This window comes from Acinetobacter lwoffii (genome assembly GCF_024129735.1).
GTDB lineage: Bacteria > Pseudomonadota > Gammaproteobacteria > Pseudomonadales > Moraxellaceae > Acinetobacter > Acinetobacter lwoffii_H.
This window is the reverse complement of sequence record NZ_JAMXXK010000005.1, coordinates 52,958-71,860: the sequence shown is the minus strand read 5'-3', so window position 1 is coordinate 71,860 and position 18,903 is coordinate 52,958. Positions and strand designations below refer to the sequence as shown.

The 18,903-nt window shown below is 43.1% G+C and carries 20 protein-coding genes; 4 read left to right on the top strand and 16 right to left on the bottom strand.

The window, feature by feature from the left end; translation table 11 throughout:
* Positions 1–110: 110 nt before the first annotated feature.
* From NI469_RS02810 to NI469_RS02800, 3 genes are all read right to left on the bottom strand, one after another.
* Positions 111–608, bottom strand: coding sequence for a DUF2505 family protein (locus tag NI469_RS02810; protein WP_004280652.1), 498 nt, complete (start codon positions 606–608; stop codon positions 111–113).
* Between the two features lie 149 nt (positions 609–757).
* Positions 758–1,033 carry a hypothetical protein gene (locus NI469_RS02805; RefSeq protein WP_004280654.1) on the bottom strand — a complete coding sequence of 92 codons (276 nt, stop codon included), beginning with the start codon at positions 1,031–1,033 and terminating at the stop codon, positions 758–760.
* Positions 1,034–1,292: 259 nt separating this feature from the next.
* Complete coding sequence (locus tag NI469_RS02800) at positions 1,293–1,778, bottom strand: hypothetical protein (RefSeq protein ID WP_219308713.1); 486 nt, start codon at positions 1,776–1,778, stop codon at positions 1,293–1,295.
* A gap of 371 nt (positions 1,779–2,149) precedes the next feature.
* Here NI469_RS02800 and NI469_RS02795 point away from each other — a divergent pair, with 371 nt between their 5' ends.
* Positions 2,150–2,617, top strand: a complete 468-nt coding sequence (locus tag NI469_RS02795; RefSeq protein ID WP_004280657.1) for a GNAT family N-acetyltransferase — start codon at positions 2,150–2,152, stop codon at positions 2,615–2,617.
* Here NI469_RS02795 and NI469_RS02790 read toward each other — a convergent pair.
* The 5 genes from NI469_RS02790 to NI469_RS02770 form a co-directional block, all read right to left on the bottom strand.
* Positions 2,614–4,425, bottom strand: coding sequence for a sensor domain-containing diguanylate cyclase (locus NI469_RS02790; protein ID WP_253174389.1), 1,812 nt, complete (start codon positions 4,423–4,425; stop codon positions 2,614–2,616). The two genes, NI469_RS02795 and NI469_RS02790, sit on opposite strands and share 4 nt — an antisense overlap.
* 241 nt (positions 4,426–4,666) lie before the next feature.
* A complete protein-coding gene (locus tag NI469_RS02785; protein ID WP_004731933.1) occupies positions 4,667–5,005 on the bottom strand; it encodes an FKBP-type peptidyl-prolyl cis-trans isomerase in 339 nt (112 codons plus the stop codon).
* Positions 5,006–5,090: 85 nt separating this feature from the next.
* Positions 5,091–5,714 carry an MgtC/SapB family protein gene (locus NI469_RS02780; protein WP_224215651.1) on the bottom strand — a complete coding sequence of 208 codons (624 nt, stop codon included), beginning with the start codon at positions 5,712–5,714 and terminating at the stop codon, positions 5,091–5,093.
* Positions 5,715–5,799: 85 nt separating this feature from the next.
* Positions 5,800–6,330: a YaeQ family protein gene (locus NI469_RS02775; RefSeq protein ID WP_026055736.1), complete on the bottom strand. Its 531-nt coding sequence runs from the start codon at positions 6,328–6,330 to the stop codon at positions 5,800–5,802.
* Positions 6,331–6,431: 101 nt separating this feature from the next.
* The gene (locus NI469_RS02770) at positions 6,432–7,439 is read right to left on the bottom strand and encodes a CobW family GTP-binding protein (RefSeq protein ID WP_253174388.1); all 1,008 of its coding nucleotides are present in this window, start codon (positions 7,437–7,439) and stop codon (positions 6,432–6,434) included.
* Between the two features lie 396 nt (positions 7,440–7,835).
* Here NI469_RS02770 and NI469_RS02765 point away from each other — a divergent pair, with 396 nt between their 5' ends.
* Both NI469_RS02765 and NI469_RS02760 read left to right on the top strand, forming a co-directional pair.
* Positions 7,836–8,069: a hypothetical protein gene (locus tag NI469_RS02765; protein WP_219308707.1), complete on the top strand. Its 234-nt coding sequence runs from the start codon at positions 7,836–7,838 to the stop codon at positions 8,067–8,069.
* 353 nt (positions 8,070–8,422) lie between these two features.
* Positions 8,423–10,027 (top strand): bifunctional 3-(3-hydroxy-phenyl)propionate/3-hydroxycinnamic acid hydroxylase, encoded by a 1,605-nt coding sequence (locus NI469_RS02760; protein WP_253174387.1) that lies wholly within the window; start codon positions 8,423–8,425, stop codon positions 10,025–10,027.
* 81 nt (positions 10,028–10,108) lie between these two features.
* Here the strand turns inward: NI469_RS02760 and NI469_RS02755 are convergent, their stop codons facing one another.
* From NI469_RS02755 to NI469_RS02725, 7 genes are all read right to left on the bottom strand, one after another.
* Positions 10,109–10,723 (bottom strand): glutathione S-transferase family protein, encoded by a 615-nt coding sequence (locus NI469_RS02755; RefSeq protein WP_253174386.1) that lies wholly within the window; start codon positions 10,721–10,723, stop codon positions 10,109–10,111.
* Between the two features lie 131 nt (positions 10,724–10,854).
* Positions 10,855–11,748, bottom strand: a complete 894-nt coding sequence (locus NI469_RS02750; RefSeq protein WP_191112525.1) for a LysR substrate-binding domain-containing protein — start codon at positions 11,746–11,748, stop codon at positions 10,855–10,857.
* A gap of 26 nt (positions 11,749–11,774) precedes the next feature.
* The gene (locus tag NI469_RS02745) at positions 11,775–12,950 is read right to left on the bottom strand and encodes an MFS transporter (protein ID WP_253174385.1); all 1,176 of its coding nucleotides are present in this window, start codon (positions 12,948–12,950) and stop codon (positions 11,775–11,777) included.
* A gap of 40 nt (positions 12,951–12,990) precedes the next feature.
* Positions 12,991–13,554 carry a TetR/AcrR family transcriptional regulator gene (locus NI469_RS02740; RefSeq protein WP_253174384.1) on the bottom strand — a complete coding sequence of 188 codons (564 nt, stop codon included), beginning with the start codon at positions 13,552–13,554 and terminating at the stop codon, positions 12,991–12,993.
* A 150-nt stretch (positions 13,555–13,704) separates the two neighbouring features.
* Positions 13,705–14,226 carry an acyl-CoA thioesterase gene (locus NI469_RS02735; protein WP_004280680.1) on the bottom strand — a complete coding sequence of 174 codons (522 nt, stop codon included), beginning with the start codon at positions 14,224–14,226 and terminating at the stop codon, positions 13,705–13,707.
* Between the two features lie 287 nt (positions 14,227–14,513).
* Entirely contained in the window at positions 14,514–14,690 is a 177-nt protein-coding gene (locus tag NI469_RS02730) for a hypothetical protein (protein WP_005263564.1), read from the bottom strand.
* 339 nt (positions 14,691–15,029) lie between these two features.
* Positions 15,030–16,034, bottom strand: coding sequence for a patatin-like phospholipase family protein (locus NI469_RS02725; protein WP_005247818.1), 1,005 nt, complete (start codon positions 16,032–16,034; stop codon positions 15,030–15,032).
* A gap of 124 nt (positions 16,035–16,158) precedes the next feature.
* Between NI469_RS02725 and chrA the strand changes: the two genes are divergently transcribed.
* Positions 16,159–17,364 (top strand): chromate efflux transporter, encoded by a 1,206-nt coding sequence (chrA, locus tag NI469_RS02720; RefSeq protein WP_253174383.1) that lies wholly within the window; start codon positions 16,159–16,161, stop codon positions 17,362–17,364.
* A 55-nt stretch (positions 17,365–17,419) separates the two neighbouring features.
* On the opposite strand, the gene NI469_RS02715 is transcribed toward chrA, so the two are convergent.
* On the bottom strand, positions 17,420–18,895 hold the full coding sequence (locus NI469_RS02715) for an alanine/glycine:cation symporter family protein (protein ID WP_004731963.1): 1,476 nt from the start codon (positions 18,893–18,895) through the stop codon (positions 17,420–17,422).
* Positions 18,896–18,903 lie beyond the last annotated feature (8 nt).

The window sequence follows — 18,903 nt, the reverse complement described above, 5'->3', positions numbered from 1 at the left end:
TGGATAGTGGTAGTGCCCTGAAAATGGTGATCTACCGCCCAATTAGCTACCACTACCCAGCGTCTACCTAATCAGTTTTTAAATTAGGTCGATCACACTATTTGATTGCTTCAAGCGGTGAGACCTTTACGCAATTCATCTTCGACGATGCTGAGTTCAATTTCACTAAATTTACGAATCTCACCTTCCGCATGCTTTTCTAGCATGCCACCGAGCAAAGGCACTTTGACTTTGACTGTCCAGTTTAATTGAAACTGGATCTGGTCTTCATCTCCGGTAACTGCACGCTGACAGATGGCTTCGATCGGCAAGTTCGCACCGAGTTGTACCGTTGACGTCATTTCATTCAGATCGCTGACATCGGTACGCTGCAAACGGAAGGCATCTTTGAGTAATTTTTTTGCGATATCCGGAATATTAACATCTAGATTATAAGCGCGTTTCAGGGTATACATATGCCCCTGCTTTTCCGAAACCAGGATTTCCAAGTTTTGCGCAGGAATTCGATGGCAAACTGCCTCATGCAAACGAATATCATTGGCCAAACGCTTAAATTCATCAATAGACACGCCATTGATAATTGCTTTCACGGTGAACTGATGTGCCATGCTATTTTTTCCTTATTTTTATTACGATATTCGCCTATGCCACTCTCGGCTGATGCGAATAAAAATCAGATACAGAGATGACTCTGCAATTTATATCAACTTTATAGCGGATGTCATTATTCTTTTATCGGGAAATTCCGGCAGCCCGGTCAATGTTTGCAACATAGTTTTACTGAAAGCTGTGCCTGTCCACAGCTGATCTGTAGCTGCGCTTCGCCATAATAAATCACGGCATGAAACTCATCGGCACCATCATCTAGACCGGAAACATAGTATTCAGTTCCAGCTGGGAAAGCCTGCAGCCAGTCAGCCTTATAAAAATCAGACACAGAATCAAACTGCAAATACAGTTCAGGCTCAGCTTCGATCTTCATCGCCAGTGCAATAAACTTCTGTAATTGTGCTTGATGAAAATCAATGATCATAGTATTTCTGCCTTTTTAGTCCGGATCATTGCTCGCCAGACTTCGTACATTTTAAATGACTATTTCAAGGATACGACTCTCGAGTTTTGAGGTTTTTCTAGCACAAGATTATGGCTTAAAGGAGATAAATTATATGGGCTATTTCCGCCAAGTGGCAGAAAAAATCTGAGCTAAGGCATGAGATACCTTTTCTGAATTGCAATGGCTTAAGTACGTAGTCTGAGATCTTCAATCGTACAGAATGACTGAAAGTGGTGTTCTAAGCACAGTCAGAATGCAAAAGCTCCCTACGAATTTCATGCCGGTGCTCTTCTCCAAAACGGTCGACATGTGCATAGAATACGCCATAGCGACCGACATAATATTCCAGTGACTGATCATAAAAATTCCAGAAAATAGACCATTCGCCTAAATCCATCTGACGAATCTGGGTACCACTGTGCATCGGCATTTTTTGTAATAGTTCTTGCTGTAACTGTTCGGCCTGTGCCCGACTCTCAATATGCACCTGCCGTTGAAAGAATAGCTGTGCCACATCGTCAAACAATTCCAGTTCATAAGCATCCACCAGATGTACTTGCTGCTCTTGCTCGATGACCTCTTGCTCTGTCATGCTAGAAATCTGTGCCGGTTTTTCTGGACGCTGACACACCAGATGGCGCTGAGCTTTATAGATCTTTCTGCCGACGATCCAGGCAGCATTCAACATGAATAAAACACATAACAACAGCAGTAATTTCAGCATGGTTGATGATCTCATGTGACTAATTTTATTTTTATGGTTATAGGATCAAGATTCATTTGAATAGTCCCTTTTGACTCAGCATACGTCTATTTTTTATACAGTGCAAACTTGAGGCTTATTTTTACTATTTATCTTCTCTGCTTGCTCATTTGTGCCCAGATTCGAACTTCGATTTATTTAAAAATTGATTTACTTTGATTTTTTATTTTTAACTCCCTAATGAGATTCAAGAACTTGAGATAAACAAACAGGACAAATCAGCAACAGAACAGATCTTCACATGGATAAATCACGGAAAATATTCTCAAAAAACTACAATATTGTTCTGTTTTTTACCCTCTTCTTTTTTATCAAATAAACCTTCCCTATAAATGTTCGAGAAAATGAATAATATTATGATTCGTGAAGGGAGGGTCGAAGATATACCTCAAATTATTCAGGTCATTCATGACAGCATTCAGTCCTGTGTACTGGATCATCAGCGTGAAGAAAGCAAAATTCAAACCTGGCTAGAAAAGTTTGATCATGCCAGCCTGATTGTCGATATGCTGTATAACGATTGCTGGGTTTATCTCATATATGACAAGGTCGTCGGATTCTTATTGGTCAGTGATGCTGGAGAAATCCGGATGCATTATGTGGCCCAACACTGCCAAAGACTGGGGTTCGGCACCGAGTTATTTCAACAAATGCATCGCACTTTATTAAAGAAAAAAATTCATCAGATTGAAATACAATCTACCCAAACTGCCTTAAGTTATTATCAGCACTGCGGCTTTCATCCACATTCTGCCGAGTCAGAAGATGAATCGCGCTATCTGTATAAATATGTTTTTTAATCGACCTCTTTTTCAATTTTTAACTGATCACGTCCTGCCTGTTTAGCGGCGTAGAGCTGCACATCTGCCGCTTTCATCAATTCATGAATATCTGCATAGCCATGGTTTTGTTCAACCCAGGCCGCGCCCATACTGACCGTAACATAATCTTTTGCATCTGGCCGATTCAGATGTTCCATACGCTGTTCCCGAATCTGGTTTAATACATTTTCCAGATTTTTTAGGGCAGTTTGAACTGGCATTCCAGTGAGCAGAATCGCAAACTCTTCACCACCATAACGTGCCAGATAGCCAGACGGTGGTAAAGCAGCTTGAATAATCCTAACCAGATTTTTCAGGATTTCATCCCCTTTTAAGTGGCCATAATAGTCATTATAGTTTTTAAAAAAATCGACATCGAGCATGGCAAAAATCAAGGTATGTTGCGGCTGCTGTTGGGTCTGCAAAAACTGCTGCTGGATTTCATGATTTAAGGCACGCCGGTTAAAAGCTCCAGTCAGCGCATCAATATTCATTTGCTGTTCCAGTTTGGCATTCACTTCACGCAGTTGCTGGGTCCGTTCTTTAACTTTTTGATCGAGCGAATTATTGAGGGCGATCAGGTTCAGGTTTAGCTGTTCAGTCTCATAAGTTTGATGTGCATAATGTCTGGACTGCTGAAACATAATTAATAAGGCATAAACACTGGTAGAGATAAAAAACAGATACGTGGTTTTAATTGCATTGATCAGCAACAGATAATCATTCAAAAAGGTGACACAAAGAAAAATAATCGCAATCAGATTTAAACGCGAATAATGCTCTTTATAACGTAAGGTCTGATAAAAGCCGTAAATAAAATTAACGATGATGACCAAGGCAAAAATCGCACTAAATAGGGCCAGACGTTCAAATATCTCAGGAGGTGAAAATAGGGTGAAAGTAATGTTAAAGACCAGTAAGGCCACTGCGATATAATAAATCACCGGATTTAGATAGCGCCGGTTAAACAGATGCATATAGCTGAGAAAAAAGAAGGCAGCAATAAAAGTAAACAGATACTCTAAGCGGGTTCCCCACAGCCAGTTGATATTGCTAAATAACGTATAGGCATAAGGTGCAGAAAACAGGTTATGCAGGGCTAAAAAGACAATAAACCAGCCAAAAACAAAGATACTTTTACTGTTACGTTCTCGTGATCCCCTGAATACCGAAAATAGAATGGTAAACACCCCCACCCCAAGTACCGCGCCGCACACCATGGCAATACTCATCATGAGCTGCTGGAATTGGCGATTGATGGTACCTGCAACGCCAATCTGCATCGGTCGCTCGAGACCGCCATGCAAGTGGGTATAATTTGAGGCCTGAATGCTTAAGGTAATATATTCAGTATCTGGAACAAAATAGCCAATACGCGGTGCTTTTTCAGTCACCTGTTTTTCAGGTGTAGTACTGATTTCCCCGAGCCGGACAATAAACTGTCCGTTGACATATACCCGATAGGCGCCGTATTGGGTCGGAATCCGAATTGCGATGCGTCGCCCGAGAAATTCTTTCGGAATTTTAAAATAGCCAATAAAGGTACCATAGCCAGAATTTGAACCCGCCAGAGTTTTAAAAGAGGCTGGCAATTCAACTGTTTTTGACTGCAGTACAGGACTGGGCTGAATAATAAACTGGCTCGGATAAAACAGCCATTTTCCCTGCAAAGGACTCGTACTATGTTCGGTAAAATGGACTTCAGTAATATGGTCGTGAGATTGCTGCTGAAATGACGGCGAAGGGAGTTCATCCTGAGCGATTGCTGAACTTACGATGCAAGTCATCCAGCTCAAGACACAGACAAATACGAAAAAACAGACATTCCTTATCAAGTTATGCAAATACGTTATATCTCAAAATAATTCTTTATTATTCTTATAATCTACAAGGAATATTTTTGATTTCAAATCTTTTTAGATGTTTTTTGTAGCGTCTCCGGCACAGTCTATTTTGAAGCGACTGTACCAGAACCATCATACATTTTTGAATAAAAAGTATATTTTATATTCAGCCAGTTAAATCATTTTAATCACGTGTTTTTACGTCAAACAATTCAATTTCAAAAATCAGGTTGGAATTGGCCGGAATGACTTTACCCATTTTGCGTTCGCCATAGGCCAAATGTGCAGGCACCATCAGTTTACGCTTACCGCCAATTTTCATTCCTAGAATACCCTGATCCCAACCTTTGATCACACGACCGGTACCAATGACAGTTTCAAAATAATTACCACGGTCAATAGAAGAATCAAACTTGGTTCCATCTTCCAGCCAGCCGGTATAGTGCGTGGTAATTAAGGCACCTTTTACCGCTTCTTTACCTTCGCCTACTTTTAAATCAATAATTTCAAGTTCGTTGATCATGGTTATTTACCTGAGAGGAGCATAAAATTCAAAGCTCAGTATAAACTGGAATGCTCTATATTTTTAAGTCTGGGCCATTGATGGGTTAAAAGCTGAGTTCCTGAATATTCTTATCATTGAGTAAATACTGGGTTAATTCTTGATGATTCTTGGCCGATCCCATCAGAATCCAGCGTCCGACAATCTGTTGATCAATTTTTTTTTGTGAGGAATGCACCACTTTTAACTGATAACGTTTAAATAACATTTCGTAGTGATCAGAATCATTCTGATCGAATGGGCAGACGATTTCATAGCTGCGTTCCTGATTCAGAGATTCAATGCCGCGCTGGACATACATCAATAGAACCAGCACCGCCATGACAATAAAAGTAGCCCAAATACTTAAGAGTTCATAGCCTGCACCGACCGCCATGCCGAGTGCTGCCGTCATCCAGATCGTGGTTGCGGTGGTAATTCCAGAAATACGGTTATCATCTTTCAGGATAACACCGGCACCCAGAAAACCCAGTCCAGTCAAGACATTGGCGGCCAGCCGGTCAGGATTGGCCACGCCTATTTTCAGGGAGATAATGGTAAATAAACAGGAACTCAGACTGACCATAATCATGGTACGCAATCCAGCAGATTTACTATGATACTCACGCTCTGCACCAATAATTGCGCCAATCGCGACAGCCAGCAGTAAATCATAAAGTTCATGGTACATGGTGCAACCCTGCGTATTCTTATTCCTCAGATATACGCAATTTGAGCTACAGGATACAAGTCCAGACTTGCATCCTTATTTGGCCTTATTGTAACTGTTCCCACTCCACCAGCACCTGGCCCTGATCGCCAATCAAGGTCCATTCACCATCCATCACATTGAGCTGTAACTGCATGGTGCGTTCGCATAACTGTGGCAATGCGTCGGTGGTTGCGGTAGATAACTTCCACACTTCCACATTTTTTAAGATTTTTAATTTGCTGCTGCGCTTATACCATTCATCCACCGCAGAACCATAGGTGACGACTGCGACCTGCTTGCAACGCGCACTCGCCTTTTTGACTTTATCTTCGTCCGGGCTACCGACTTCAATCCATTTGACCAGTTGCCCGGTCAGATCCTTTTCCCAGAGTGCCGGTTCATCGGTTTCAAACAGATCCTTGGTAAATTCCAGTGCTTCATCGGCATAGCGTGCATAGGCCAGAATACGCACCATCAAGCGTTCAATGGTTTCTGAAGGATGCAGCGCCATCGTCAGCTGATAATCCTCATAACGATGCGTATCCATGTCCGCAATATTCAAATCAACCTTATAAATCGTCGCTTTTAACGCCATCACATAATCCTCAAATTTGGCGCCTAGCATATAAGATTTAGCGCTATTTTGCTGAACAGATTTAGGCCAATAATTCATTCAGCGCACTAGAAACAGTACCATTATTTCTCTGGATCCATACGACATTGCATCAGGGCAGTTTCAAAGGCCAGCCAATCCCGTGACTGTTGATAAATCACTTCTACCCGGTTATCAATGCCTTCATCTGCCGACTGATAATTAAACTGCTCAGGATTAAAATTAAAGCTTTTCCAGCCTTGATCCGTATTAAAAATTCCCTTGATTCTGAGCCAGTCTTTTTGTTCACAGAGCAGATCCAGCAGATCATAAAAATTGAATTGCCAGCGTTTTGGCAATTTCCAGCCCGCAACCTGATAACCCTGCGCGCTTTCTACATAATGATAAGGCATTTGCTGAATCACTAAGGGCGTATCTGCTGAACGGGTGATCTGTTGCTGTTTTAACAAAGGCTGAATCTGACGGGCGGAACCCCGATAGCCCTGCTTGATCAGTTCGATATCGAGTTGTCCATGCTCGGTGAACAACCACTGTTGGGCATAAGGTTGATATTCTGTCTGAAGTTGCGTGAGTGCTGCGTGGTCTGCGGTTGTCATCAAGTCAGTATGTGAAATCACCACAATATGCGCTGCCTTGAGTTGGTCTGCGTACAGGTTTTGCTGAGTCCAGTCTCGATCATGCAAACGTGAACCATCTACCACTGTGACCAATGCCTGCATGTTTAAATGACTCTGCCAGTGCGGTTCGGTCAGCTGTTCCAGTAATTGGCCAGGATGCCCCAGTCCGGTAGGTTCGATAAACAGACGATCCGGTTTCACTTCTGACAGCAGGCGTGACAAGGCAATCTGCATCGGCAATTGGCTACTGCAACATAGACAACCACCCAACAGCTCTTTGACCGCATAACCCTGATCTTGCGGCAATAACTGCTGGTCTACCCCAATCTGGCCGAATTCATTCATTAGCACAGCCCAGATTTCCTGTTCCGGTTTTTGCTGTAGTAAATGTTTGAGTAGTGTGGTTTTACCTGCCCCCAAAAATCCGGAAATGATATGGACAGGAATAGCCTGCGACGCTGACAGAATTTTCAAAATCGACTCTCAAGAGATTGAATAGAAATAGCAATGCCCTGCATTATAAAGCACAGTGTGACTTTAAAATGCGTGTTCTTCGCAAACACAGCGTGAAAATCACAGAGATAAAAATTAATAGAATGATCCAAAATTATCAGTTTTCTATGTTAACTTTTATTTCGAATTTGATTTTTGAAATATTCATACACACTTTCATTAAATAAAACTCTGCATAATTAACAGAAATAAAACAACTTTCTCAGTTTTGTATCTACAAGGTTATTCCCTGCGTGTCGCTTTTGTTAATTGATTTGCTCAGTAAATTTTCAGTGCTTAGGATGGGCATCTGTCGAATTGATGTGATGGTCAGTTCGGCAGATTACATTACATGACATGAATAAAAGGATGCCAAAAATGAAATATGCACAAATCTTACTTGCCACTACGCTTACTGCTGCTGCAGCCACCAGTTTTGCTGACAGCAAAACCACAGATGCGAAAACCACCACTGCAGAAGAAAAAGTGATTGTGACTACACAAGAATTACCTGAATCGAATGCTCCTGTTGCAGGTGCATCTGCAGAGCAGCCTGCTGCCTCTGAAGCTGCTATAGAAAGCACGCCCCCTGCAAAACCTGCTGCACGTTAATTAATTGAACGACTCGTTTAATCCTTCAATGAAAATATCAGGGACAGTAATTCTCCAGTAGGCTTTGTCCTATACTGCCCCCGATATTATTCGATGCTGAATCATGCTTGATGCTGGTTCAGCATTTTTATTGCACAAAATCTATTTATCACCATAGTCAAAACTGATCATAGAATTAATACGGGCTATCAAATTTTTATTATTTTTATAATTAAAATCAATTGTTTATTTAAAAACCACCTATTTCATTCCAATATTATCCATATACTTAAGCTACTATCGCCTAACTTGTTTCTAGCTTCTAACTGTCCCTTAATAGCATCAAATGCAAGTCGATTGAATGGACATTCGCTATGAGCAATACTAATTACACTACTGAAGTGGCAATCCTTGGCGCCGGCCCTGTCGGCTTAACCATTGCCAACTATCTGAGCAAGCAAGGCATAGCTGTCACGATTGTCGAGCAACTGGATAGTTTGATTGATTATCCACGTGCGATTGGAATCGATGATGAATCCTTGCGTACCATTCAATCTTTGGGTTTAGTCGATCAAGTCTTACCGCATACCACTCCGAATCATGCGATGCGCTTCTTGACGCCTAAAGGTCGCTGTTTTGCTGATATTCAACCTTTAACACGTGAGTTCGGTTTCTCGCGCCGTAATGCCTTTATTCAGCCACAAGTTGATAACGTCCTACTGCAAGGCTTAAAGCAATATAAAAACACCCAAGTGCTGTTTTCTCGTCAATTGACTCAGTTTAGTCAAGATGCTGACGGCGTAATACTCAATCTGCAAAATAAAGAGGGCGATGCAGAAACCATCCGCGCTCAATATCTGATTGCCTGTGATGGCGGTAATTCTTATGTGCGCCGCAACCTGGGCATTGCCTTTGAAGGTGAAACCGCACCGAATCAATGGATCGTGATCGATCTTGAGAATGACCCGCTTGCTACACCGCATATTTACTTATGTTGTGATCCGGTTCGTCCTTATGTATCAGCTGCTTTGCCACATGGTATTCGACGCTTTGAATTTATGGTCATGCCGGGTGAAACGCAGGAAGAACTGAGCAAACCGGAAAATATTGCCAAACTTCTGTCCAAGGTCTTACCAAGCACGGATGGTATCGAAGTGATCCGTCAGCGTGTTTATACCCATAATGCCCGTATTGCCGACAAGTTCCGTGTCGACCGTATTTTGCTGGCCGGTGATGCTGCGCACATCATGCCGGTATGGCAAGGTCAGGGTTATAACAGCGGTATGCGTGATGCCTTTAACCTGGCCTGGAAAATGGCACTGGTTGTTCAAGGTAAAGCTGGCCCAGCACTTTTAGATTCGTATCAGATCGAACGTAAAGACCATGCCAAGGCGATGATTGACCTGTCGGTGATGGCAGGTCACGTACTGGCACCACCGAAAAAATGGCAAGGATTTGTTCGTGACAGCATTGCCTATGCCCTGAACTATATCAAGCCGATCAAACAATATCTGCTGGAAATGCGCTTTAAACCGATGCCGAAATATCATGACGGCGCACTTTTGAGTAACGGAGCCAAGAACTCTCCGGTCGGTAAGATGTTTATCCAGCCTCAGGTTCAGCTGGCTTCGGGTGAAACCGTATTACTGGATGAAGTGATCGGCAATGATTTTGCGATTATTGCTTGGGGTGTCGATCCGAAATGGGGTCTGAGCCCAGATACGTTGCAACAGTGGAAAACGCTCCGCGTGAAATTCATTCAGGTAATTCCTGCGGTGCAATTGCAAAATAGCCAGCGTAAACAGTATGAAGATGTCATCACCATTGGTGATATCGGCACAGATATCCGCTCGTGGTTTGGCAACACGTCTGATTCAGTTGTGATCTTGCGTCCTGACCGTTTCGTAGCTGCCCTGGCCATTCCTCAATCGATGGAAAGCACCAGCCAGCAACTGTTTAAAAAGCTTTACCTGAAATAATATTAGGGTCACTTTTCACCACGCTTCGGCGTGGTTTTTTTTATTGTTTTAGATCTCCCGGACAATATATAGACAGAGGAATTAGACTCGGTACTCTTGAAACCACGGGATATCTTTCAGGGAATCACGGCGAGCCATCTGCTGCAGGAAGAGCCTAAACTCGTCAAATGGCGGTAAAATTTTCGCAGATATGGCGAAGATCAAACAGTAAGCCACATAGAGATCCGCCGCCGAGACTTTTTCACCCAACAGATAAGGACTAGCCTGCCCGATGCCCTGTTGCAGAAAATCAAATACGGCTGCTTCATTCCCAAAACTTAAACTTCTCCGGTTCTTTTCAATATTTTCTGGCGACACCTGCAAATTTTTTATATCGATATATTCGGTGAAGGGTCCATGACAGAAAAACATCCATTTTAAATACGCCCCACGCTTCGGATCATCCAAAGCAGGTGCCAATCCTTTGTCACGATATTTATCTGCCAGATAGATAAAAATAGCGGCCATTTCTGAAATAATGACACCTTGATCCACCAGACAGGGAACTTTTCCCATCGGATTGATCTGTGTATACGCCTGCTGATGCATATGCTCATAGGCGACTTCCACCTGTTCAATCTGGTCTTCAATCTGCAATTCTTTCAGTAAAGGCAACAAGGTCAGGCCACGTGATTGCGGGTTGTTATAGAGCTTCATCATCCTGCTTCAACCGGTTTTTATTGTTAGAGGTTCAGTATAAAGTGATTTGCAGTCCCGATTTAAAAGGATGTGCTACAGATCATTTCTGTCGCACGGCTTTTTAGATGGGCAGATTGAAGGTTTAAATATTAAAAAAGATCCACACAAAACTTTTCTTTTAATACTTTCAAAATCAGATCAATCACCACATGTTTTTGATCCTTGCGATAATTGGCATACAGTCCAATCATCGGTAACGGTTCTAGGGTCTTTTTCACCACAATATTATCGCCGAGCAATGGAATCACATAGGCTGGCACCAGACTCCAGCCCACGCCCATTCCCACCAGATTGACATTGAGCAGAATATTGGTGGAATACTGCACCACATTCACTTTTAATTTGGACTGTTTAAAAAAATCCTGAATCAGCTTATGCAGTTGCGGTGAGGACTGCTCATCACTAATTACAAAGTCCTGATTTTCAAAACTCTTGATACTGACATAGGGCAAGGCCGCAGCCGGGGAATCTTTCGGCACAATCAAGGTTAAAGGCTCATCAAAAATGCGGATCGAATCAAATTCACTCAACTGCCCCGGATAACGGGTAAAGGCAATATCGATCTGTCCATTTCTTAAGGCACTAAACTGCTCTGCATCGGTCAGACTGTGAAACTGTGCTTTCAGTTCAGGAAAATGCGCGCGGATATTCGGCATGATATAAGGAAAGACTTTCATTTCCGCGACCGGGACAAAACCGATATTCAGCTGGTCCTGCTGTGCATTGGCGATCTGTCTGGCAGTCTGAATGGCGCGCTCTGCATGCTCAAGACTCAATAAAGCTTCTTTTAAAAATGCCTGACCGGCTTCAGTGAGCCCGACCTTACGGTTATTCCGCTCCAGCAACTGTACGCCAACCTCACGTTCCAGATCCTTGATTTGCTGGCTCAGTGATGGCTGTACCGTATTTAATTTTTCCGCGGCACGGGTAAAGTTCAGTTCCTGCGCCACTGTAACGAAATAACGTAAATGTCTTAATTCCATTTTATAACTCCAAACTTGCCGGGCGCTTATTTTTGCTTTTTGGCAACATACTGACGATAAACCAGTATCGTCACAATGACGAGTACAGCACTCAAAACATAGGTGGTTTCAAAGCCCCAATAGGCAATCAATATTCCCATGGCTACGGAACCGATCGCTAAACCCAGATCAAACAGGGTAAAGAAGGTTGAAATCGCATGTCCCATACGCTGTTTGTCGACCGACTGAATGGCCAAGGTCTGCAAACATGGGAATAGTGAACCATAACCGATCCCAATAAACACCGCCGACAACCATAATATCCATTGATTGGAAATCAGGCTGACAATCACCAGACCAATGGCAAAGAAAATAAATGAAGGATAAATAACTGCACTGGGTCCCTTACGGTCATAAATCTTTCCAACCCAAGGTCTGACCAGCAACATGGACGCTGCAAAGACAATAAAGAATACGCTGGTATAGGCTAAAAGCTGCTTGGTTTCACTAAATGCAGTAATAAAGCTCATGATGCCCGAGTAGGCAAAAGCGGTTAATAAAGCCACGAAACTTACCGCCAGAACTTTGACTTCCAGAATATCCTGCAAGCTCAAGCTGGTTTTCTCTTTGCTTATGGCTTCAGGTTTTGGTAACTCTGTGATTTTGAGCATCCAGCAAAAGATTAATCCCAAAGAAATAATAACGGCAAGAATGCCAAATAAGACCTTGAAGCTGGTGAACTGAATCACGGTCAATGCCAGCAAGGGCCCAAATACCACACCCAGATTGGTTGACATGACAAAATAACCCATGCCCTCACCTTTGCGCTGTTCAGGAATAAATTCATTGGCGACGGGTACTGCCACCGTGGTCAAAATACTGAACCAGATGCCATGTAAAAAACGCACCAGCAACAGCGACCACATGCTATCTACCAGCAAATAACTAAAGGCAAATAAGGCAAAAATCACACCTGCGCCGCGCATCGAGATTTTCTTGCCGAGCTTTTCGATGATCATGCCGGAAAATGGCCGAATCGCAATCGAAGAGGCCAAAAATAGCGTCAGCGCCAACCCAGCTTCTTTTACCGAACCGCCCAGATCTTTCATGATGTAAATCGGCAAGATGGTCAGTAAGGCAAAGTAATAAACGAACAGGAAAAAATTATTGAATAAGCACAAGATAAATGAGCGATTCCATAACCGCTCAGCGCTAACTGACATAATCACCAACTTTTAAAATTTGTAGGGAAATAGCACAAACTCAGGCTTGAATAGCGACAGGATACAAGGCCAACTCGACCAGATTCTGGATATAGTGTTCATCTGGAATCCGGTTGAAAAAAATGATCTGGTAATGAATCGGGCCGTATAAGGTATCCAGCATCAAATCAAAAGGATAATCCGCGCGGATTTCTCCCCGTTCAATCGCTTGCTGAATCAGTTGATGAGTCTGTTGCCGACGTGGCAAGAGATATTGCTGAAAGAACTCACCTGCCAGTTCACGGTGATTGGCAATCACCACCAGCAAAGCCCGCCCCACCGGATGATTCAGTGCCTGAGATAAAGAACCAAGTTGTTGAATAAGATTACTTTTCAGGCTTTTAGAGGCATCCAGCTCAAATACCGAAGCTGTATGCTGTTTGAAAGTGTCCAGCACCAGTTCCGATTTATGTTTCCACCATCGATAAATCGTGGACTTGCCTACGCCGGCACGTGCCGCCACATCTTCAATCGTCAGCTGATGATATTCACATTCTGCCAGCGCATCTGCGACTGCCTGTAAAATGCACTGCTGTCGCCGGGAACTTTTTTCGTCACTGCTCATATTTTTCTACTTAACTTTTAATATTTAAAAATCGAAACGATACGTATCGTTTTATATTAGAGTAAAAAATGGCAAAGCTCCAGCAAAAAACTGAAATTGAATCAAAAAAAAGACCTTCTAAGGAAGGTCTTTTCTCAATCACGATCTAACTTAACTTTGTGCAGTCTTTTTATAAATGCTGCAAGAAGGATGATGATTTTCTTGCAAACGCGCGACTTTACGCTGTTCTGCTGCTTCAAAACGGCAACGTTTCCAGTCATTGTCCAGGTTCAAAGCTGGAATCTGTTTTGGTTTACCATTTTCATCCACCGCAACCATGGTGAAATAGCAGCTATTGGTATGACGTACCGTTCTCTTTTGAATATTCTGGGCTTCTACACGAATCCCGATTTCCATCGAGGTACGGCCAACATGATTCACACTGGCCAGGAATGTAACCAGCTCACCGACGTGAATCGGCTCTTTAAAATTCACCTTGTCTACAGATAAGGTCACGACATAACTACCCGAATAGCGACTTGCACACGCATACGCCACCTGATCCAATAATTTCAGAATGGTTCCACCATGAACATTTCCTGAAAAATTTGCCATATCTGGCGTCATGAGAACTGACATCGTTAACTCTGACTGGTCATCCGACACTGCTGCAATTTGATCTAAAGGGGCCATCGTTTTCTTTGAACTCTTTGAATGACAAGGTTATCGTTTATTATTATAGCGTTTTTAACATGAATAAAATGTTCAATTCGGCAAATGAAGCATCACAATTATTGATATAGAAAATGTATTCATACAGAAAAAAATATATTTAATTGCTTAAAATCTCAGTTAGAAAGTTAAGTGCCAATAAATCAACACTTATTTATCTGGGGTTGATCACACAGCAACTGAGAATTTTTCACTGTTTTAAGCGCTGAACAAAAATAATTCAGGAAAATAAAAAGGCTCTGCGTGATTTAAAGCATCACTGGCCTGAGCATTTCCTGCGCCAGGTTCTGATAACTTAAAATTTGTTGACCATCCAAGGTCGTTTCAACGGTAAAAGAACCATCCTGATGGGTCGCGGTCACTGTAAAAATATAGTGTTCGAATTGTGCCAGTTTGACCTGCTGTCCAATTTTAATATGCATCATGATGTCTACATCTGTGTAGTGATCTTTTCAAACTGCATTCTGGCATGAACATCGATGCTTTTGAATATTTGATCAACTTAAGTATACGAATAATAATATTAAAATTTTAATTTAAGACGAATAAGGCTTATTATTTAAAACAATATACTTATAATTCAATTTGTTATATTTAAAATTAATTTTATCTTTTGCGATAATTCCGACTGACTGATACACATAGGCAATCATCTTATCTTTTATAACAATCAGTTAAGCGTTACAGCCGATGATCCGTTATCCTTTTGAGTGAATATCCCTATACTTCGATATAGGGATAAACAGAAATTTCAAAAAAAAGATTTATTGAGCTTGATGTTCATGTACCACAAACTGTGGAATGCGATGTCCTTGAGCATAATCATGTTTTTGGTAGGCTTGTGAAATTTCCATCAACTTTAACTGGGTCGCCTCGGCACCAGCCTGCATGGTGAGTTCCCTGCCACGGACATCAAAGATATGGCCTTTTTCGCGTAAATCCGGCTGAATCACCACATCTGCATGCTTTAATTCTTCATGCGCCAGATGTTGCTGCATAATATTGATGTTCTGGTTAAACAGTCCCCAGACATTGCTGGTTTCCGTGTGAATGGGTTGTGCCAGAATATCCACCGCAATTACAATGTCGGCCCCTAGCTCACGTGCCACATCAACCGGCACCGGACTGACCAGACCACCATCTACATATTCTTTACCTTGAATGATGGTCGGAATGAACATACTCGGAATCGAGACTGAAGCACGTACCGCCTGTCCGGTATTGCCATGGTTAAAGACGACTTTCTTGCCTTCTTTCAGCGCGGTTGCTACCACAAACATCGGGATTTTCATGGCTTCAAGCGGGGTTTGATCGACTTGCAAGTTGACATAGTCCTCAACTTTCTTGCCATCAAAAAAACCTTTTCTGGCCAGCTTGATATCACGGACATCATTCGGTCGCATGTTGAGAGCAATATTGCGCAGTTCAATCGCCGGTTTGCCACTTGCATAAATGGATCCCACAATACTGCCCGCACTGGTTCCGACAATAAAATCTGGTTGAATACCCGCCTGTTCCAGTACTTCCAACGCACCAATATGCGCATAGCCACGCGCACCGCCACTGCCCAGAACTAAAGCAACTACCGGACGTTGCTGGGTTTGCTTGATCTTTTGAAAATCAATTTGATTCGGACGTGCCTGAGCTTCTCCGCGTTGTGCAGCAGGTTGTAGATGACTAGTCGCCGCTTGGGCTGTCATTGGGGTCGTTTGGCAAGCACTTAGGCCAAATGTACCCAGTATCACCATACTCAACACATATTTCTGCATGCAGAGAATGTCCTCATTAATCTAAAGCAGCATAGTGTATAAACACATGCATAAATAGTCTGTAGAATTTCGTAAAACTGTCATACAGTTCAGCTACTTTATCTTCATTTTTCCCCATAACTGTATGTCTTCAATCTCACTGTATCGGATTTTCCTGATTTTCCTGCAACTGGGCTGCATTTCATTTGGTGGTCCAGCGGCGCATCTGGTGTTTTTTCACCGAAAATTTGTGACCCAACTGCAATGGTTGAATGACACCCAGTACAGTCAACTGGTCGCTTTGGCGCAACTTTTACCCGGGCCGAGCAGCAGTCAGGTGGGGCTGTCGATCGGTTATCTGCAACGGGGCTATACTGGTGCCGTGATCGCATGGTTGGGTTTTACCCTGCCCTCAATGATTCTGATGACCTTGGTGGCGCTCTTGGGTCAAAGCTATTTCCATATTTTAAACTCAAACAGCTTTCATACCATCCAGTTAATTGTATTTTCTGTCATCGCCTGGGCATTCTGGCAAATGCTGAGAAGCTTCTGTAAATCAGCTTGGCAATATGCTGTCTTAATCCTCTCTGTCGCATTACTGATAGTCGTTTCAGTGAGTTTTAATCAGATTCTTGTGATTATGCTGGGCGCAATCTGTGGACTCTTGGCTGGATATTTTTCCCCATCAGATTCAAAACCTAAAGAAATTAACAAAACGGCAATCAGCTCGCCGTATATTCGATCTGCCGCTGCACCCTATTGGTTACTGGCATTTATCTTGCCGTTTGTTCTGCTCCCCTTAGCTGGAAAATTATGGGGTGAATCGGAGCTGCAATTTTTTTCCAATTTTTATCAGACTGGCTCGCTGGTGTTTGGTGGCGGTCATGTGATTCTGCCTTTGTTACATCAGGACTTTGTCACGACTGGTTTAGTGAGTGCACAATCTTTTGATCTTGGCTATGCATTTTCCCAGCTTATGCCGGGGCCTTTATTCAGTTTTGCCAGTTATATTGGTGCTTTGCTGCCTTGGACGCCCTATGTCTGGCTGAATGCAGTACTAGCGACCTGCGCAATCTTTTTACCTTCATTTTTCCTGATTTTTGCCACCTTGCCCTACTGGTCATGGTTGATGCAGCAGCGCCATATTCATCAGGCGGTGATGGGCATCAATGCTGCGGTGGTGGGGCTATTGCTGTATTTATTGCTGGATCTTTCACAACGTTATTTTAGTTATGGCTCCGACCTGGTCTTTGTCGCGGTGATGATTGCCCTGCTACGCTCAAAACTACCAGTCTGGTTCAGCCTGATTTTGGGCTTCGTGCTTTATCAAAGTTATTTAAATTTCTTCTAAAGAAAACTTTGGCACAAAAAAAGCCCCGAATGATCGGGGCTTTTTGCTTCAAGTCTTACCAGATATCTGATTTAACCTTATCTTTAAATTTAGGATGGTTATCCAGTTTAAATTCAGGTTCTTTCACACCACGCTTCAGCTGACCGGTATAGTCTTTGAGTAGCATCAGCAGGAATGGCATCAGCAACAGGATCGCAATCAAGTTGATACTTGCCATGACACCCATGAACAGATCTGCCATATTCCAGATCAACGGCACACTGGCGATAGAACCGAAATACACCATGACCAATACAAATAAGCGGAAAATCAACATCACCCGGCTATTGTTATTGATGAACTGGACGTTTCCTTCGGCATAGGCATAGTTACCAATAATCGAAGAATAGGCAAACAGGAACAGAATCAAAGCCAGGAAGTCATCGCCCCAAGCACCAATCTGGCTTTCAAGCGCCATCTGGGTCAAGGTCACGCCTTCAAAGCCTGCATTTTCATACAGTCCTGAGACCAGAATAATAATCGCGGTACATGAACACACCACAAAGGTATCTACAAATACCCCGAGCATCTGTACCAGACCCTGGTTGACTGGATGTTTGACATCCGAGGCTGCAGCGGCGTTCGGTGCCGACCCCATCCCTGCCTCGTTAGAGAACAGACCACGCTTGATGCCCATCATCATGGCCATAGATACCATGGCACCAAAGAAACCACCAGCAGCAGCTTCAAATTCAAAGGCTTTACTGAAAATGAGCTGGAAGATGGATGGGAGCAGATCGTAATTGATGACCGCAATATACAAAGCCACAGCCAGATAAAGCACAGCCATAAACGGCACAAAGCTTTCCGCAACTTTCGCAATCCGTTTAATCCCGCCAAAAATGATCACCGCAGTCATCAAGACCAGAAACAATCCGACCCAGGAAATTTCCAGATTCAGGCCGCCTAATGGCAGAATCAGGTTCGCCTGATCCCAGCCCCAGGCATGAGAGGTTGCTCCGGTAATGGCATTGGCCTGAACTGCATTGAAGACAAAACCATAAGTCGTGATCAATGCAATCGCAAAGACAATCCCGAGCCATTTCTGTTTCAGGCCTTGAGTAATGTAATAAGCTGGACCACCACGGAATTGCTGGTTTTTGTTATCTCGCACCTTAAACAACTGTGCCAAAGAGGATTCAACAAAAGCAGAACTCATGCCCAAAAAGGCAGTAAACCACATCCAGAACACGGCACCGGGGCCACCAATCGCAATCGCAATGGCGACACCCGCGACATTGCCCACACCGACCCGGCTTGCCAGTCCAGTGACAAAGGCCTGAAACGGGGTAATGCCGTGCGTATCCTGAACCTTGCCACGGCTATTTTTCATGACTTTCATGCTGTGCCAGAACAAACGAATTTGTACTGCACCCGTCATGATCGTGTAGAAAATACCGACTGCGACCAGAAACACCACCAGAAAATCCCATAAAGGGCCATTCAGGGCATTAATCCAGCCGAGTAAGGTTTCATTTAACTGATCATTCATGTCACATC

Coding starts and splice junctions, on each gene's coding strand:
- NI469_RS02790 (WP_253174389.1), bottom strand. CDS start 4,425: ATGACTTGCATCGTAAGTTCAGCAATCGCTCAGGATGAACTCCCTTCG.
- NI469_RS02805 (WP_004280654.1), bottom strand. CDS start 1,033: ATGATCATTGATTTTCATCAAGCACAATTACAGAAGTTTATTGCACTG.
- NI469_RS02745 (WP_253174385.1), bottom strand. CDS start 12,950: ATGTCAGTTAGCGCTGAGCGGTTATGGAATCGCTCATTTATCTTGTGC.
- NI469_RS02730 (WP_005263564.1), bottom strand. CDS start 14,690: ATGATGCATATTAAAATTGGACAGCAGGTCAAACTGGCACAATTCGAA.
- chrA (WP_253174383.1), top strand. CDS start 16,159: ATGTCTTCAATCTCACTGTATCGGATTTTCCTGATTTTCCTGCAACTG.
- NI469_RS02715 (WP_004731963.1), bottom strand. CDS start 18,895: ATGAATGATCAGTTAAATGAAACCTTACTCGGCTGGATTAATGCCCTG.
- NI469_RS02780 (WP_224215651.1), bottom strand. CDS start 5,714: ATGTACCATGAACTTTATGATTTACTGCTGGCTGTCGCGATTGGCGCA.
- NI469_RS02735 (WP_004280680.1), bottom strand. CDS start 14,226: ATGGCCCCTTTAGATCAAATTGCAGCAGTGTCGGATGACCAGTCAGAG.
- NI469_RS02800 (WP_219308713.1), bottom strand. CDS start 1,778: ATGCTGAAATTACTGCTGTTGTTATGTGTTTTATTCATGTTGAATGCT.
- NI469_RS02725 (WP_005247818.1), bottom strand. CDS start 16,034: ATGCAGAAATATGTGTTGAGTATGGTGATACTGGGTACATTTGGCCTA.
- NI469_RS02785 (WP_004731933.1), bottom strand. CDS start 5,005: ATGATCAACGAACTTGAAATTATTGATTTAAAAGTAGGCGAAGGTAAA.
- NI469_RS02765 (WP_219308707.1), top strand. CDS start 7,836: ATGAAATATGCACAAATCTTACTTGCCACTACGCTTACTGCTGCTGCA.
- NI469_RS02810 (WP_004280652.1), bottom strand. CDS start 608: ATGGCACATCAGTTCACCGTGAAAGCAATTATCAATGGCGTGTCTATT.
- NI469_RS02750 (WP_191112525.1), bottom strand. CDS start 11,748: ATGGAATTAAGACATTTACGTTATTTCGTTACAGTGGCGCAGGAACTG.
- NI469_RS02755 (WP_253174386.1), bottom strand. CDS start 10,723: ATGAAGCTCTATAACAACCCGCAATCACGTGGCCTGACCTTGTTGCCT.
- NI469_RS02795 (WP_004280657.1), top strand. CDS start 2,150: ATGTTCGAGAAAATGAATAATATTATGATTCGTGAAGGGAGGGTCGAA.
- NI469_RS02740 (WP_253174384.1), bottom strand. CDS start 13,554: ATGAGCAGTGACGAAAAAAGTTCCCGGCGACAGCAGTGCATTTTACAG.
- NI469_RS02775 (WP_026055736.1), bottom strand. CDS start 6,330: ATGGCGTTAAAAGCGACGATTTATAAGGTTGATTTGAATATTGCGGAC.
- NI469_RS02760 (WP_253174387.1), top strand. CDS start 8,423: ATGAGCAATACTAATTACACTACTGAAGTGGCAATCCTTGGCGCCGGC.